General features: G+C 75.5%; 12 protein-coding genes and 2 pseudogenes. 2 read left to right on the top strand and 12 right to left on the bottom strand.

What is annotated here, in order from left to right:
• Positions 1 to 28: 28 nt before the first annotated feature.
• Positions 29 to 496 carry a GatB/YqeY domain-containing protein gene (locus LWC33_RS30260; RefSeq protein WP_233308092.1) on the top strand — a complete coding sequence of 156 codons (468 nt, stop codon included), beginning with the start codon at positions 29 to 31 and terminating at the stop codon, positions 494 to 496.
• Positions 497 to 553: 57 nt separating this feature from the next.
• Here the strand turns inward: LWC33_RS30260 and topA are convergent, their stop codons facing one another.
• The 5 genes from topA to LWC33_RS30235 all read right to left on the bottom strand — a co-directional run bounded on the left by topA (position 554) and on the right by LWC33_RS30235 (position 8,560).
• Positions 554 to 3,403: a type I DNA topoisomerase gene (gene topA, locus LWC33_RS30255; RefSeq protein ID WP_372476720.1), complete on the bottom strand. Its 2,850-nt coding sequence runs from the start codon at positions 3,401 to 3,403 to the stop codon at positions 554 to 556.
• Positions 3,404 to 3,656: 253 nt separating this feature from the next.
• Positions 3,657 to 4,658, bottom strand: coding sequence for a hypothetical protein (locus LWC33_RS30250; protein ID WP_233308091.1), 1,002 nt, complete (start codon positions 4,656 to 4,658; stop codon positions 3,657 to 3,659).
• 129 nt (positions 4,659 to 4,787) lie between these two features.
• Positions 4,788 to 5,384, bottom strand: a complete 597-nt coding sequence (locus LWC33_RS30245) for a hypothetical protein (RefSeq protein WP_233308090.1) — start codon at positions 5,382 to 5,384, stop codon at positions 4,788 to 4,790.
• 69 nt (positions 5,385 to 5,453) lie between these two features.
• The gene (locus LWC33_RS30240; RefSeq protein WP_233308089.1) at positions 5,454 to 6,014 is read right to left on the bottom strand and encodes a hypothetical protein; all 561 of its coding nucleotides are present in this window, start codon (positions 6,012 to 6,014) and stop codon (positions 5,454 to 5,456) included.
• Between the two features lie 248 nt (positions 6,015 to 6,262).
• Positions 6,263 to 8,560: a sodium-translocating pyrophosphatase gene (locus LWC33_RS30235; protein WP_233308088.1), complete on the bottom strand. Its 2,298-nt coding sequence runs from the start codon at positions 8,558 to 8,560 to the stop codon at positions 6,263 to 6,265.
• 461 nt (positions 8,561 to 9,021) lie between these two features.
• On the opposite strand from LWC33_RS30235, the gene sftH reads away from it, so the two are divergent.
• Positions 9,022 to 11,529: a DEAD/DEAH box helicase gene (gene sftH / locus LWC33_RS30230; RefSeq protein ID WP_233308087.1), complete on the top strand. Its 2,508-nt coding sequence runs from the start codon at positions 9,022 to 9,024 to the stop codon at positions 11,527 to 11,529.
• A gap of 477 nt (positions 11,530 to 12,006) precedes the next feature.
• Here the strand turns inward: sftH and LWC33_RS30225 are convergent.
• The 7 genes and pseudogenes from LWC33_RS30225 to LWC33_RS30195 all read right to left on the bottom strand — a co-directional run.
• A pseudogene (locus LWC33_RS30225) lies at positions 12,007 to 12,438 on the bottom strand (Rv3654c family TadE-like protein); the annotation flags it as partial.
• Entirely contained in the window at positions 12,435 to 12,791 is a 357-nt protein-coding gene (locus LWC33_RS30220) for a TadE family type IV pilus minor pilin (RefSeq protein ID WP_233308086.1), read from the bottom strand. The pseudogene LWC33_RS30225 and the gene LWC33_RS30220, both read right to left, overlap by 4 nt.
• Positions 12,791 to 13,183 (bottom strand): DUF4244 domain-containing protein, encoded by a 393-nt coding sequence (locus LWC33_RS36325; protein ID WP_308191027.1) that lies wholly within the window; start codon positions 13,181 to 13,183, stop codon positions 12,791 to 12,793. Before LWC33_RS36325 ends, LWC33_RS30220 begins: the two co-directional genes overlap by 1 nt.
• A 102-nt stretch (positions 13,184 to 13,285) precedes the next feature.
• Positions 13,286 to 14,137, bottom strand: coding sequence for a type II secretion system F family protein (locus tag LWC33_RS30210; protein ID WP_233308085.1), 852 nt, complete (start codon positions 14,135 to 14,137; stop codon positions 13,286 to 13,288).
• Complete coding sequence (locus tag LWC33_RS30205; RefSeq protein ID WP_233308084.1) at positions 14,134 to 14,940, bottom strand: type II secretion system F family protein; 807 nt, start codon at positions 14,938 to 14,940, stop codon at positions 14,134 to 14,136. The genes LWC33_RS30210 and LWC33_RS30205 overlap by 4 nt, the downstream gene beginning before the upstream one ends.
• Entirely contained in the window at positions 14,937 to 16,127 is a 1,191-nt protein-coding gene (locus tag LWC33_RS30200) for a TadA family conjugal transfer-associated ATPase (RefSeq protein ID WP_233308083.1), read from the bottom strand. The genes LWC33_RS30205 and LWC33_RS30200 overlap by 4 nt, the downstream gene beginning before the upstream one ends.
• Positions 16,124 to 16,415: pseudogene (locus LWC33_RS30195) on the bottom strand (septum site-determining protein Ssd); the annotation flags it as partial. The gene LWC33_RS30200 and the pseudogene LWC33_RS30195, both read right to left, overlap by 4 nt.

The following is a 16,415-nucleotide window of genomic DNA, read 5'->3' as shown; positions in this document are numbered from 1 at the left end:
GAGCGGGCCGTCGACTAGCGTCACGCCCGTGAGCACCCTCAAGGAGCAGCTGCGCAAGGACCTCACCGCGGCGATGAAGGCCCGCGACGAGCTGGTCAAGGGCACCCTGCGGATGACCCTGACCGCGATCGGCAACGCCGAGGTCGCGGGCGAGGCCCACCGGGAGCTGTCCGACGACGAGGTGCTCGGCGTGATCCGCAAGGAGGCCAAGAAGCGGGCCGAGTCCGCCGAGGCCTTCGCCGCCGCCGGCCGCGAGGAACTGGCCGCCCAGGAGACCGCCGAGGGCGAGGTCCTGGCCCGCTACCTCCCCCAGCAGCTGGGCGACGACGAGCTGGCCGCCCTCGCACAGCAGGCGGTGGCCGACGTCGCCGCCGAGACCGGTGAGCAGCCCGGCCCGCGGCAGATGGGGCAGGTCATGAAGAAGGCGCAGGCCGCCGCCCAGGGCCGCGCCGACGGCAAGCGCCTCTCCGCCGCGGTGAAGTCCCTGCTGGCCTGACTGCACGAACGGCGCTCCCGCTCGTCGGATCCGAGCGGAGCGCCGTTCGTGTGCGGGCTACTTGGCGGGAGCCTTCTTCGCGGTGGTCCTGCGGGCGGGCGCCTTCTTCTTGGCGGGGGCCTTGGCGCGGCGCTCGGCGAGCAGCTCGGAGGCGCGCTCGTCCGTGATCTCCTCGACCGAGTCGCCCTTGCGGAGCGAGGCGTTGGTCTCGCCGTCGGTGACGTAAGGGCCGAAGCGGCCGTCCTTGATCACCATCTTCTTGCCGGTCGAGGCGTCCTCGCCGAGCTCGCGCAGCGGCGGGGTGGCGGCGGCGGTGCGCCGGCCGCGCTGCTTGGGCTGCTTGTAGATCTCCACCGCCTCGTCGAGCGTGACGGTGAACAGCTGGTCCTCGCTCGTCAGCGAGCGCGAGTCGGTGCCCTTCTTCAGGTAGGGCCCGTACCGGCCGTTCTGCGCCGTGATCTCCTCGCCGGACTCCGGGTCGGTGCCGACCAGGCGCGGCAGGGAGAGCAGCTTGAGGGCCTCGTCGAGGGTGACCGTCTCCAGGGACATGTCCTTGAAGAGCGAGCCGGTGCGTGGCTTGGCCTTGGTCTTCTTCGCCGTAGCGGTGTCGTCCTCGGGCAGGAGCTCGGTGACGAACGGTCCGTATCGCCCGTCCTTGGCGACGATCTCGTTCCCCGTCACCGGGTCCGTGCCCAGCGAACGACCCTCCTGCGGCACCGAGAACAGCTGCTCGGCGATCTCCTCGGTGAGCTCGTCCGGCGGCAGGTCCTCGGGCAGGTTGGCGCGCTGGGTCTTGGGCTTGCCCTCGGCGTCGACCTCGCCGGTCGGCCGCTCCATGTACGGGCCGTACCGCCCGACCCGCACCACGGCCTCGCGGCCCTGCGAGTCGGTGAACAGCGGGATCGAGTTGATCTCCCGGGCGTCGATCTCCTCGAGGTTCACGCCGACGAGCTTCTTCAGCCCGCCCGCCTTCGCCACCGAGCCCTCCGAGCCCCCTCCGTCGCCGAAGTAGAAGCCGGTCAGCCAGGCGTTGCGGGTGAGGTTGCCCGACGAGATGGCGTCGAGCTCGTCCTCCATCGCGGCGGTGAAGTCGTAGTCGACGAGCCGGCCGAAGTGGTGCTCCAGCAGCCCGACGACGGCGAACGCCACCCACGAGGGCACGAGCGCCGAGCCCTTCTTCCAGACGTACCCGCGGTCCTGGATCGTCTTGATGATCGACGCGTACGTCGACGGCCGGCCGATCCCCAGCTCCTCGAGCTTGCTCACCAGGCTGGGCTCGGTGAAGCGGGCCGGCGGGTTCGTCGAGTGGCCCTCGGGGGTGAGCTCGGCGGCCGTGAGGGCCTGGCCCTCGGTGAGCTGCGGCAGCCGGGACTCCGCGTCGTCGGCCTGGCCGCCCGAGCCCTCCTCGATCGTCTCGACGTACGCCTTGAGGAAGCCCGGGAAGGTGATCGTGCGGCCGGAGCTGGCGAACACGACGTCCTCGCCGGTCGCCGCGGTGCCGTTGACCCGCACGGAGACCGTGGTGCCGCGGGCGTCGGCCATCTGCGAGGCGACGGTACGCTGCCAGATCAGCTCGTAGAGGCGGAAGTCGTCCCCGTCGACCTCGCGGGCGATCTCGCCCGGGGTGCGGAAGGTGTCGCCGGCGGGCCGGATCGCCTCGTGGGCCTCCTGGGCGTTCTTCACCTTGCGGGTGTACTGCCGCGGCGACGGCGCGACGTACGAGTCGCCGTACAGCTCGCGGGCCTGCGCCCGGGCGGCCTGGATCGCGGACTCGGACAGCGTGGTCGAGTCCGTACGCATGTAGGTGATGTAGCCGTTCTCGTACAGCCGCTGGGCGCCGCGCATCGTGCGCTCCGCGGAGAAGCGCAGCTTGCGGCCCGCTTCCTGCTGCAGCGTCGACGTCATGAACGGCGCGTAGGGCCGCCGGGTGTACGGCTTCGACTCGACCGAGGCGACGGTCAGGTCCCGGCCCTCGAGCGACTCGGCCAGTCGACGGGCGCTCGCCTCGTCGAGCACCGTCACGTCGGTGTTCTTGAGCTTGCCGTCCGGCCCGAAGTCGCGGCCCGCCGCGACCCGGCTGCCGTCGACGGAGATCAGCCGCGAGCCGAACTGGCGCGGGGTCGCCTCGGCGCCCGCGTCCATGGTTGCGGCGATGTCCCAGTAGCCCGCCGAGACGAACGCCATCCGCTCGCGCTCGCGCTCCACGATCAGCCGGGTCGCCACCGACTGCACGCGGCCCGCCGAGAGCTTCGGCATGACCTTCTTCCACAGCACGGGGGAGACCTCATAGCCGTAGAGCCGGTCGAGGATGCGGCGGGTCTCCTGCGCGTCGACCAGGTCCTGGTCGAGCTCGCGGGTGTTCTCCGCGGCGGCGCGGATCGCCGGCTCGGTGATCTCGTGGAAGACCATCCGGCGCACCGGGATCTTCGGGCGCAGCGTGTCCAGCAGGTGCCAGGCGATGGCCTCGCCCTCGCGGTCGGGGTCCGTGGCGAGGAGGAGCTCGTCGGCGTCCTTGAGCAGGTCCTTGAGCTCGGAGACCTTCGACTTCTTCTCCGGCGTGACGATGTAGAGCGGGTGGAACTCGTTGTCGACGTCGACCCCGAGCCGCGCCCACGACTCGCCCTTGTACTTGGCCGGGACGTCCGCCGCGCCGCGCGGCAGGTCCCGGATGTGCCCGACCGACGACTCGACGACGTAGTCGTTGCCCAGGTAGGGCTGGATCTTCTTGGCCTTGGTGGGGGACTCGACGATCACCAGGCGGCGCACGCGCCCGCCGGCGGACGTGGCCGTGCCGTTCCCGTTGCGGCGCCCTCCGCCGGACGCGCTGCGGCGCGTGCGGGTGCCGGCGGCCGTGCCGTTGCCCTCGGCAGGCGCGTCGGTGTCGGTGCTCGTCGTTCGGGTTGCCACGTTGGTCCTACTCCATCCCTCCGGCCGCGTCGCCGGTCACGCACCGGTCCGCGTCCGACTTCCGGGCGTCTCGTTCGGGGCGACGCGATCGACCGTTACCTCCGGTCACCGCGTCACTCTCCTTCACCCCCGGGGCCGACAGTATTGCTCCACAGCCGGGCCCCGCCGCCACGGTCGCACATCGACCGAGCATGTCGCATCCGTCACACCGCGTCGCGACCGGAGGGGCGACCGGAGGAGCCTAGCCCGCGGGTCAAGCCCCGGGTCGCGCCCAGTGCCTGGGCCATTCGGCGGTGTCCACATCCTCGGGCGCGGAGCCGACCAGCTCCACGAGACGCTGCAGGCGCCGCGCCCCTGTGATCCGTAACGCCGGCCCGGCCGCCGGGCATTCCGGCGCGGGGGCGGGGACGAGGGCGAGATGGTGGCTCCGGCAGTGCGCCGGCGCGGGCTCCGCCGGCAACGGTGCCAGGTCGAGGGCGGTGGTGCCGTTCGTGAGGAGGAGCGCAGGCGTCGGGCGGGTCGGGGACGGCGACGACGGGCGGTGGGGTGGTGCGGGCGGGTCCGTGGCCCGGGGAGGGCCGGCCGGGTCGGTCGGCGGGTCCGTCCCGATGTCGGACTCGGTGTACATCCCGGTGCGCGTCTCGACAGCGGCCTCGGGGTCGGCCTCGGGGTCGGCCCCGGTATCGGTCCGGGTGTCGGGACTGGCGGCGGACGTCGTGTCGGCCCCTTCCCGGGCCGCAGAGGCCGCTGCGGCGCGCTCCCGGCACGCCTCGCAGGGTGGGAGCACGATCCGGGCGGGCGGCAGGCCCAGGCGGGTCGTGGCGGCGATCAGCGCGTCGTGCGTGCCGGGGGCGGTGCCGTCGAGCGGCAGGACGTAACCCCCGCGCCCGTCCGGGCGGCCGCAGGCGAGCACCCAGAGCCGCAACGCCGTGCCGTCGAGCTGGAAGCCCGCCGGGACGGTCTTGCCCCGGTCCCGGCCCGTCCAGGCCCGGGCGAGGCCGGCGAGGTCGCGGCGGTAGGCGGTGCGCAGCTCGCGACCCGCGCAGGTCCGCTCGCCGAGCTCGAACGGGATGCCGAACGGCGCCGCCGCGGCCCGCACGGCGGCCGCCCGCCCCGCGTCGGGCACCTGGAGGCTGATCCGCGCGGTGTCCCCGGCGCCGAAGCGGGTGATCCGGGCCGGCCCGCACAGCAGCCCGGCGAGATCGCCGAGCCGCGACGGCCGGGCGTCCGCGGAGAACAGCGAGAGCTGGGACACGTCGCGCACCCTAGAACATCTGTTCGAGAGTTGATCGCGCGGCGCGCCGGGTTCGCCCGACCGGCGGCCGACACGCCGGGCCGACACGCGGGCCGGCGGGCGTGCGCCGGATCGCGGGCGTGCGCCGGGCTACCGGGGTGCAGCGCCCGGGACGGCGGCGAGCTTGGTGCAGTTGCCCGCCTGCTGGGCGGCCTTGTCGAGGCGCGGCGAGGTCTTGAGGTCGCCGAGCGCGTCGGGCGCCGTGAGCTGCTTGAGGTTGGTGTTGGTCTCGTCGAGGGCGGCGCGGAAGGCGTCGACGTTCGCAGGGTCGGCGGCGTCGACCTTCGCCTTGGCGGCCCCGATGTCGTTCTGCAGCTTCTCCAGCCCCGACGAGATTCGTGCGACGGTGTCGTCGCCGCCGCCGACCGGCGAGGTCCCGACCGCGCCGAGCTGGTCCCGGCTCTGCTGGAGGCCGGTCTGGCTGGCGCCCAGGTAGTCCGAGAGCCGCTGCTTGATCGTGGGCAGGTCGGCCCCGTCGAAGGCCGGCTGGGCCAGCACCGGGGTGGTGTACGTCAGGACCGCGCCGCAGACCTTGTCGACCCACACGACGGGGTCGGCGCCGCGGCCGGTCGCCGGGCGCGGCGCGGGGTCGGCGGTCGGGGTGCCCGCGACGACGGTCGCGCAGCCGCTGACGGACAGCAGCCCGCCGAGCACCACGGCGACGGCGAGCCGGGACGGCCGAGGCACGGGGAGCCTCCAGGGGATCAGGGAGCGGGGCCGGGGACCGACAGTACGCGAGCGGGCGATCCGCCCTGCTCAGCCGCCGGGCGCGGGGCTGCTGAGGCGGCTGAGGTTCTGGCAGGCGGGGGCCTTCGTCGCCGCGTCGGTCACCGCGGAGTCCAGCCCCGCGAGCGGGTCCTGGTTCGCGTCCTGCAGCTGCAGGACCGGGGCGACGGCGCCCTCGATGTCCTGCTGCAGCGTCGGCGACGAGAGGTCCAGGGCGTCGACCTGGGTCCTGGCCTGCTGGAACGCCGAGCGGTAGCCGCTGAGCTGGTCGCGGAACCGCGTCACGGCCTCGTCGCCGCCGGACACCGGCGAGGCGCCCAGCTTGTCCAGGTCGGCCAGCGCCGTGTCCAGCGACGACGCGGTGTTGCCGAGATAGGTGGACAGGTTGCGCGCCTGCGCGGACAGGTCGGAGGCCGCCTGCGGGCCGACGACCGCCGCCTCGCGGAAGGTGGCGTACGAGCTGCACAGGCCGTTCGTCCAATCGACCGTCTCCTGCTCGCTCGCGCCGCCGCACCCGGCGAGCAGCAGCCCGGCCGCGACCGCGGCCACCACCGCGACGCGCTGCCGGGTGGCGCTGGTCCGCATCCTCATCCGTCCTCCACGTCCGCCCTGTCCGCCGGCCCCCCGTCGGCCCCCTCCGGGGCGCTGAGACGGTAGCGAGCCCGGCGGGCACGCAGGAGGCCGCCCGCCCCGCAAGGGGACGAGCGGCCTCCTGGATCGCCGAGAGGGCCCGGCGCCGGCCGACCGGCCCGGCCGGCCGGCTTCCCGGACCAGGCCGGCCGGCTTCCCGGACCAGGCCGGCCGGCTGCGCCGGATCAGGTCACGGGGGTTGGGCCGGATCAGGCCACGGGGGTGTCCGCCGGCGTCTCCTGGATCGACGACGTGCGCCGCTTCGACACCGTCACCGCGGCGACGATGACGATCACCGCGACGATCGCGATCGCGATCCGGAGCGGGGCCGAGGCGCTCTGGCCGACCGTGAACACCACGACCGCCGGCGCGATCAGCACCGAGACCAGGTTCATGACCTTGATCAGCGGGTTGATGGCCGGGCCCGCCGTGTCCTTGAACGGGTCGCCGACGGTGTCGCCGATGACCGTCGCCTCGTGGGCGTCGGAGCCCTTGCCGCCGTGGTTGCCGTCCTCGACCAGCTTCTTGGCGTTGTCCCAGGCGCCGCCGGAGTTGGCGAGGAAGATCGCCATCAGCGTGCCGGTGGCGATGGCGCCGGCCAGGTAGCCGGCCAGCGGGCCGATGCCGAGGCCGAACCCGACCGCAATCGGGGCGAAGATCGCCAGCAGGCCGGGAGTGGCCAGCTCGCGGAGCGAGTCCCGGGTGCAGATGTCGACCACTCGGCCGTACTCCGGCCGGTCCGTGCCGTCCATGATCCCCGGCTTGCTGGCGAACTGGCGGCGCACCTCGTAGACGACCGCGCCCGCCGCGCGGGTCACCGCGTTGACGGCCAGCCCGGAGAACATGAAGACGACGGAGGCGCCGATGATCACGCCGACGAGGGTGTTCGGGCTGAACACCTCCGCGTTGAACGTGTTGCCCGCATCCTGCAGCGCGACCCCGGCCTTGGCGAGCGCCTGGGTGAACGCGTCGCGGTACGAGCCGAACAGCGCCGTCGCCGCCAGCACCGCGGTGGCGATGGCGATGCCCTTGGTGATCGCCTTCGTGGTGTTCCCGACGGCGTCGAGCTCGGTCAGGATGTCGACGCCCTCGCCCTCGACGTCGCCGGACATCTCGGCGATGCCCTGGGCGTTGTCGGAGACCGGGCCGAAGGTGTCCATCGCGACGATGACGCCGACCGTGGTCAGCAGGCCGGTGCCCGCCATGGCCACGGCGAACAGCGCGACGACGATCGAGCCGGACAGCAGGAACGCCCCGTAGACCGCCGCGCTGATCACCAGCGCCGTATAGACCGCGGACTCGAAGCCGATCGAGATGCCGGACAGGATGACCGTGGCGGCGCCGGTCAGGGACGAGCGCCCGACGTCCTGCACCGGCTTGTCCTCGGTGCCCGTGAAGTAGCCGGTCAGCCACAGGATGACGCCCGCGAGCACGATGCCGATGACCACCGCGACCGACGCGATGATGCGCGGGTCCTGGGTCAGGATGGTGACGGACTGGTCGGTCGGGTTGGTCAGGTCGGCGAAGCTTCCGGGCAGGTAGAGCCACGCCGCGATGATCGACAGCACGCCCGCGAAGACCGCCGAGATGTAGAAGCTGCGGTTGATCGCCTTGAGGGTGTTCTCGCCCTGGCGGGCCCGGGTGATGTAGACCCCCATGACCGCGGTGATGACGCCGATGGCCGGGATGATCAGCGGGAACAGCAGGCCCTGCAGGCCGAACGCCGCCGAGCCGAGGATCAGCGCGGCGACCAGCGTCACCGCGTAGGACTCGAAGAGGTCGGCCGCCATGCCGGCGCAGTCGCCGACGTTGTCGCCCACGTTGTCCGCGATGGTGGCGGCGTTGCGGGGGTCGTCCTCCGGGATGCCCTGCTCCACCTTGCCGACGAGGTCGGCGCCGACGTCGGCCGCCTTGGTGAAGATGCCGCCGCCGACACGCATGAACATCGCCAGCAGGGCCGCGCCGAAGCCGAAGCCCTCCAGGACCCTGGGCGCCTGGCCGGCGTAGGCCAGCACGACGATCGCGGCGCCGAACAGGCCGAGGCCGACCGTGAACATGCCGACGACGCCGCCGGTTCGGAACGCGATGCGGGTGGCCTTCTCCCGGCCGCCCGGCTCGCGCGAGGCCGCGGCCACGCGGATGTTCGCGCGGGTCGCGAGCCACATGCCGAGGTAGCCGATCGTGGCGGAGAAGACCGCGCCGATCACGAAGAAGATCGACCGGCCGATGCGTTCGCCCAGGTCGTCCGCAGGCAGCGCCAGCAGCAGCAGGAACACGACGACGACGAAGATGCCGAGCGTCCTGAACTGTCGTTTCAGGTACGCCTGGGCGCCTTCCTGGACCGCTTCTCCGATCTCCTGCATCCGCTTGGTGCCCTGGCCGGCGGCCAGTACCTCCCGGAGCAGCATGTAGCCGATGGCCAGGGCCGCGAGCGCGACGACGGCGACCACGCCGACGACGACGCGATCACCCGCGCCCAGCTCGAGGCCCACAGCGGGCACGGACATCCGTCCTCCTGTTGCGTCGGTGTGCGCCAGGGAGGCCGATCCGGCCGGCTCGCGTTCCGACGGCATCCCTGGCGTCGAGCGCATGCTCCGTCGCGTCGTTGCGACGGGCGCGTGCAGTCTACGAGTGTGTCCGATGTCGCACCTGAGATCCACACCACCCCACCTCTCCATCGGGCGGGGTGATCAAGGACACAGACGGCCGAACGGCGCAATCCGCAGGTCCGTTGGCGCCCGACGGAACACCGTCCGAGACCGGGCGCCGGGGCTTCTCCGGGCGGTCGCGCCCGCCGGGCCGCGCCGCCACCACTGCGCTCGGGACTCCGGCTGCCGGCACCTGGTCCGGTCACCGGTGCGGCAGCGGCCGATGGGGTCGGGTGCGCCGTCGACGGGGACCGACACGCCTCGGATCCCGGACGGGCGCGTGCGTCGAACCGTCGGTGCCGTGTGCGAGCCTCGACGACATGCGTGACCAGGCGATCGGGTGGGCGGGCGACGGGCCGGTGCTCGTCGAGGGGCCGCCGGACCCGGTCGTGCCCCCCGCGGCGGGTCCACGGTCGGCGCGCGGGCTGGAGCTGCTGAGCCGGGTGCTCGCCGGCTCGGGCGTCGACCCGGACGTGCCCGTCGTCGAGCTCGGGGCGGACGGGGCGCTGCCGCCCGAGCCGGCCGAGGGCTTCGACGACGAGTTCGACCCTGCGGAAGCGACGAACCCGCTGCGCCACGCGGTACGGCTGCCGCCCCGTGCCGGGCGCGCCGTCGACTGGCCGGCGTGGGCACCGCCCGAGGTTGTCGAGGCGTTCCGCAGGGTCGGCGTGACCCGGCCGTGGAGCCACCAGGCCGACGGCGCCGAGCTGGCCCACACGGGCCGGGACGTCGTGGTCGCGACCGGGACCGCGTCCGGCAAGTCCCTCGTCTACCAGCTGCCGGTGCTCTCGCGGCTCGCCGCCGAGCCGCGCGCCACGGCGCTCTACCTGTCGCCGACGAAGGCCCTGGCGGCCGACCAGCTCCGGGCCCTGCGCGAGCTCGGCCTGCCCGACGTCCGGCCCGCGGCGCTCGACGGCGACACCCCGATGGACGAGCGGGACTGGGCCCGCCGGCACGCGCGCTGGATCTTCAGCAACCCGGACATGCTGCACCGCTCGGTGCTGCCCCGGCACGGCCGCTGGGCCGGCTTCCTGCGCCGCCTCGCGTTCGTGGTCGTCGACGAGTGCCACACCTACCGCGGTGTCTTCGGCTCGCACGTCGCACTGCTGCTGCGCCGCCTGCTGCGCCTCGCCCGGCGCTACGGTGCGCGACCCACGATCGTGCTCGCCTCGGCGACCGTGGCGCGGCCGGCCGAGTTCGCCTGCCGGCTGACCGGCCGCGAGGTGCGCGCGGTGACGCAGGACGGCTCGCCCAGCGCGGGGCGGACCGTCGCGCTGTGGGAACCGCCCCTGCTGCCCGAGCTCAGCGGCGAGAACGGGGCCCCGGTCCGCAGGCCCGCCTCGACCGAGTCCTCCCGCATGCTGGCCGACCTCGTGGTCGAGGGAGCCCGGAGCCTCGCGTTCGTCCGCTCCCGGCGCGGTGCCGAGGTCACCGCGCTCGGCGCCCAGCGACTCGTCGCCGACGTCGACCCGGACCTGGTGCCGCGGATCTCGGCCTACCGCGGGGGCTACCTGCCCGAGGAGCGCCGGGCCCTGGAGAGCGCGCTGCTGCGCGGCGAGCTGCTCGGCGTGGCCACGACCAACGCGCTCGAGCTGGGCGTCGACATCGCGGGACTCGACGCGGTCGTCGTGGCCGGCTTCCCGGGGACGCGCGCCTCCTTCTGGCAGCAGGCGGGCCGCGCCGGCCGCGCGGCCGACGAGGCACTCGTGGTGCTGGTCGCGCGGGACGACCCGATGGACACCTACCTCGTGCACCATCCGCGTGCCCTCATCGGCGCGCCGGTGGAGAGCTGCGTGCTCGACCCCGGCAACCCCTACGTGCTGGCACCCCAGCTGGTGTGCGCCGCCGCGGAGATGCCCTTGACCGAGGGGGACGTGGCGGACGTCTTCGGCGGGGCAGTGGCGGAGGAGGTGCTCGCCGAGCTGGTCGAGGACGGGGTGCTGCGCCGGCGTCCGGCCGGGTGGTTCTGGCCGACGACCCGGGAGCAGCCCGCCGCCTCCGTCGACATCCGCGGCTCCGGGCTGGGGCAGGTCGCCCTGGTGGAGGCCGGGACCGGGCGGATGCTCGGCACGGTCGACGGTGCCTCTGCGCCGGGCACCGCGCATCCCGGCGCGGTCTACCTGCACCGCGGCGAGAGCTACGTCGTCGACGAGCTGGACCTCGACGCCGGCGTCGCGCTCGTGCACCAGGAGGAGCCCGACTGGCGAACCGACGCCCGGTCGAACTCGGACGTCGAGATCGTGGCCGTGCGGGCGCGCAGCGACCACGGCCCGGTCTCCGTGTCCTTCGGCGACGTGCGGGTGACCAGCCAGGTCGTCGGCTACCAGCGCCGCACCCCGGACGGGACGGTGCTCGAGACCGTGCCGCTGGAGATGCCCGCGCAGACGCTGGAGACCCGCTCGGTCTGGTACACGATCGGCGAGTCCGTGCTGGCCGACGCCGGGATCGACCCGGCGCGGCTGCCCGGCGCACTGCACGCGGCCGAGCACGCCGCGATCGGGCTGCTCCCGCTCTTCGCCATCTGCGACCGGTGGGACATCGGCGGCCTCTCGACCGCGCTCCACCCGGACACCGGGCTGCCGACGGTGTTCGTCCACGACGGCCACCCCGGGGGCGCCGGCCTGGCCGAGCGGGGGCACGCCGTCCTCGAGCGTTGGCTGCGCGCGACCCGCGAGACGATCCGGGACTGCGGCTGCCGCACCGGGTGCCCCTCGTGCGTGCAGTCGCCGAAGTGCGGCAACGGGAACAACCCGCTGGACAAGGCCGGTGCGGTCCGCGTGCTGGACCTGGTGATCGGGGCGCTCGTACGGCATCCGGCCGCGGGCTGAGCGGCGGCGCCACGGGGTCGTGGGCCGCCGCCGGCAGGCCCGTCGGGGGCCGGAGCGGCCGGCGGCGGCCGGCGAGCGGTGGGTCCGTACGGGGGTCGGCGACGAAGCGCCTCGGTCCCACCGCGGTCTGGGGAGCGTGCTCGTGGACGGTGGTGCCGCCTCCGTCGTGCGTGTCGACCGCGCCGTGCCGTGTTCAGTAGGCCCGCTCCACGGAGGACCCGCCAGACGCGGTCGCCGATCGGTGCCGGTGCCACGACGAGCGCGGGTGGCCGGACCGGTCGACGGGCAGTGGTCGGCCCAACGGCTGCAGGTGGTGGCGGCTGGAGTCGTGACACCGTTCACCGGGTCGCTCCGACCGTTCACCGGGTCGTCGTCCGGTGGCACCTCGCCGGGGGTCGCGGGAGCCGTCTCCGGTACCGGCCCGGCGTGCGCGCGGCCCGTCGCCGCCTCGGCGGCGAGCAGGCTCCACGGGCGACGTACCTGCACCTCGACGAGCGCGTTCCAGCCGTCGAGGGTGCACCGCGTGAGCTCGGCTCCCATGGCGTCGGTGACCCGTCGGGCCGCCACACAGGCGACCTGCTCCCCCTGTACGGCGTCGGCGGCTGCCGCGAGGGCGGCGAGATCAGCGGCCGCTTCCGCCCGGTGCCGGGCGAGCACGGCCCCGCCGACGTCGACGAGGAACGCCGTCACCGCGAGGAGCGCCGCCGCCGCGAAGGCGGCCCACACCGTGGCGGACCCGCGGTCCCGCGGCCCGGTGGGGTTCGGCCCGGTGGAGTTCGGCCCGGTGTGGCCCGGCCCTGTGCGGTTCGGCCCGGTGTGGCCCGGCTCGGTGTGGCCCGGCTCGGTGTGGCCCGGCTCGGCGTTCGGCCGGGTGGCGTCCCGCGCTGCCGTGCGGCGAGGTGCTTTCATGCCGCCGCCTCCGGGCCGAGGACGGCCCCGGGCTCCACTGCGCCGACGGCCGTGCCGCTGACCCGGATCGGGAGCGGGCCGACGGGTGCCACGCTGACGACGGCGCGCACCTCCGCCGCCGTCGAGCGGAGCTCGATCACGGCCCCGCCGGGGGCCAGCGCCGCGGCTGCCGCCCGCCCGCGGTCCGCCTCGCCCCGCGCGGCGAGACGGACGAGCTCCCGGGCCGCGTCGGTGCAGCGGACCGCGGCGGCGACGGTGGCGACGGCGCCGAGCGCGGCGAGGACCACGAGGGTGAGCGCGCTCAGCGCGATCGCCGCCTCCACGGTGACCGCGCCACGCTCGGCCCGGCGCATCAGAAGGTGACCGACAGCGCGCGCTGCACGAGCTGGGTCAGCGCGGTGACGATCGAGTCGCCGCTGATGACGGTGTAGAGCACCGCCGCGAACGCGGCCGCCGCCAGGGTTCCGATGGCGTACTCCACCGTCGACATGCCCCGGTCGTCGGTCGTGAGCCGGACCATGACCGACCGGAGGACGACAGCGATCCGGCGACGGACCGCCCGGAGGCGGCGCAGCGGCGAGCTGCGGTCCGGCGGGCCGGGGTCGGCCGAGACGCCGTGCTCGGCCGCCGCTCCCGCAGGCCGGGCGTCGGGCTCGGGGCAGGTGCGCAGGACGTCGGTGCGCGGGCCGGGCCGTCGTCCGCGGCGCGGTTCGGATCGCGGCAGGGCGAGTGCGGGCAGGGACATCGGTCCTCCTGGAGGTCGTGATCGGGTGTCGGGACGGCGAGTCGGGCGAGTCGGGACGGCCGGGCCCGGCTCGCGGCGGTGGCCGGGCGGCACCGGGAACGGTCACCATCGGGCCAGGGCCTCCCCGGCGAGGCCCAGGACGACCGGCGCGATGCCCAGGGCGAGGAAGGCCGGCAGGAAGCACACGCCGAGCGGGGCGGCGATGAGGACGGCGGCGCGCTCGGCCTTCGCCTCGGCGGCGTCGGCCAGACCGGCGCGGAGCCGCGCCGCTTCCGACCGCGCCACCCGCGCCAGACCGGCGCCGGTGTCGGCCGACCGGCGGGCGGCGCGGCCGAACGCCTCGAGGCCCGGGACGCCGGCCACCGCGGCCCACGCCTCGGCCGGCGCGGACCCGAGCTCGAGCAGCCCGGCCGCCCGACGGAGCCCGGCGCCGACCTCGCCCTCGATCCGCAGGGCGGCTGCCTCGGCCGCCGAGGGGACCGGGAGGCCGGCCTCGAGGCACGTTGCCAGGAGCTCCCAGCCCGCGGCGAGCTCTGCGCCATCCGCCCTGCGGGCGGGGCGTGCCGCGGCTCGCGTCACCAGGAGGTGCAGGCCGACGCCGCCGGCGGCCCCGACGACGACCGCCGCGACGACCGCGCCCGCGCCGGCGGCGGCCCCGCCGGCCACCGTCCAGACGACGACGGCCACGGCGAGCCCGCCCACCACGGCCCAGCTGCGGCGGAGGGGCACGACCGGTTCCGCCGGTCCCGCGGGCGTTGCCACGAGGGCGCCCAACCGGGCCCGCGCCCCCGGAGCACCGCCCACCAGCACGGCGAGGGCGAGCAGGACCAGCGAGGTCGCCAGTACGGCGTGCGGTGATCCCGCAGGATCCGCAGGTGCTTCGGGGAGAGCTGCAGCCGAGGCCGCGAGGCCCGACGCGGCCGGGACGGCCACCGGTGCAGCGAGCGCCGTCATCGGGTCACCGGTCCCGTCGCGATCCGATCGCTCCAGAGCAGGCCGGCCAGGAGCAGCCCGGACCCGACGACCAGCAGCGCCTGGCCGAGCAGGCCGCCGCGCAGCACGCCGAGCGGGTCGGCCCCGAGCAGATGGCCCAGACCCAGCCCGAGCACCGGCAGGGCCGTCAGTACTCCAGCGGTCGCGCGGGGACCGGCGAGCCTGGCCCGGACGCGGGCCTCGAACGCGAGCCGCCAGCGCAGGTCGGCGAGGGTGCCGGACAGGAGGTCCGCGAGCGGGGCACCGTGCCGCTCGGCCAGCGACCACGCCCCCGCAAGGCGGCGCAGCTCGGTGGCGACCAGGTCGGCGCGGTCCCCGGCGCCGCGGCGGAGTGCGACCGGGACGTCGTCGCCCAGGCGCGCGGCGGCTGCCGCCGGAGCGAGCGCCGCCGCAGCCAAAGGCCCGTCCGCGCGTGCGCCGTCGAGAGCAGCCGCCGGGTGCGCTCCGCTGCGGAGCTCCTCGACGATCCGGGACACGGCCTCGGCCAGCTCGTTCGCGGCCGTGGTCGCCCCCGCCCGCTCGCGGGCCCGCGCCCGCCGCCTCCGCAGGACCTCCGCCGCTGCGGCCCCGGCCGCTCCACCCGCCGGGCCCCCCAGCAGCAGACCGACCCCGGCGCCGGCGAGCACGAGCAGGACCCGCAGCGGGGGCACCGTGTAGGCGCGGCCGGTGTGCAGCGGAGCGAGGACCTGGAGCCGGCGCGCCGCCGACGACCCGGGGGCGCAGACGAGGGCCGCGGCGAGCAGGACCGGCACCGTGGCGCTCACGGCACGCTCCAGGGGACGGTCACGCCGCGTTCGGCGAGGAGCCGGCCGAGGTGTTCCCGGTCGGCGGTCCAGCCCCGGCCGCGTTCCCACACGGGCCTGACGACGACCTCGGCGGGCCCCTCCGCCCCCTGTCGTCCGAGCACGCCGACGGCCTCGAGCACTCGTCCGCGTGGGGTACGGCGCATGTGCAACACGACCTGCACCGCGGCCGCGAGCTGGCTGTGCAGCGCGGCCCGTTCCATCCCGCCGAGCGCGGCGAGGGCCTCGAGCCGGGCCGGGACCTCGCGCACCGAGTTGGCGTGGACGGTGCCCGCGCCGCCGTCGTGGCCCGTGTTGAGGGCCGACAGCAGGTCGCAGACCTCCCCACCCCGCACCTCGCCCACGACGACCCGGTCCGGTCGCATCCGCAACGCCTGGCGCAGGAGGTCGCGCAGGGTCACGCCGCCCGCGCCCTCGATGTTCGCGGGCCGCGCCACGAGCCGGACGACCTGCGGGTGCCGGGGCTGGAGCTCCTGCGCGTCCTCCACGGTGAGGATCCGCTCGGCCGGGTCGACCGCGCCGAGCAGGGCGGCGAGCAATGTGGTCTTGCCCGAGCCGGTCCCGCCCGAGACGAGCACCGCGAGCCGGGCCGCGACGACCGCGCGGAGCAGCCCTTCGGCCACCGGCTCGAGCGTGCCGAGGCGGGCGAGGGAGCCGAGGTCGTGCACGGCGGGGCGCAGCACCCGCAGCGAGAGGCAGGTCCCGTCGACCGCGACGGGGGCGAGCACGGCGTGCAGCCGAACCCCCCGACCCGCGCCGCCGGGACCGCCCGCGAGCCAGCCGTCGACGTAGGGGCTGGCGTCGTCGAGGCGGCGGCCGGCCGCGAGGGCGAGGCGCTGGGCGAGCCGCCGGACCGCCGTCTCGTCGGGCAGCCGGACGGGAGCGGGCTCGAGTCCGGCGCCCCGGTCGACGGTCACGGTGCCGCCGCCCGAGACCAGCACGTCCGTGGTGCGCGGGTCGCGCAGCAACGGCTCGAGCGGACCCGCCCCGACCAGCTCCTCGCGCAGCACCCGCAGCGCCGCGAGGACGTCGAGGTCCGAGGCGACCCCGCCGGACTCCGCGCGCACCGCGTCGGCCACGACGGCGGGCGTGGGCTCGCGGCCGTCCTCGGCGAGCCGGGCCCGGACGCGGTCGACCAGCGCGCTCACGACGCCCGCCGCAGGCCGGGCGCGCCGGTGTCGGCGAGCGCGATGAGCAGTTCCCGGGCGGCGGTGTTCAGCGCACCGCGCCTGCGGCCGGGCGGCACGCCCTGCTCCATGGCACGGGCCAGGTTGCGCTCGGGCGGCATCGACGCGAGCAGCGGGAGCTCGAGGGCCGCGGCGACGTCGGACGGGGCGAGGCCGCCGGGGGAGGGGCCGCGCACGACGAGCCCCACCTCGCGCGTCTGCTCGGCCAGCACCGCGGCGACCCGGCCCGCCGCGGTGCTGGCCGAGCAG

This window comes from Pseudonocardia terrae, assembly GCF_021343995.1.
Taxonomy (GTDB): domain Bacteria; phylum Actinomycetota; class Actinomycetes; order Mycobacteriales; family Pseudonocardiaceae; genus Pseudonocardia; species Pseudonocardia terrae.
Note: the sequence above shows the minus strand (reverse complement) of the source record. Positions and strands in the feature narration are given on the sequence as shown.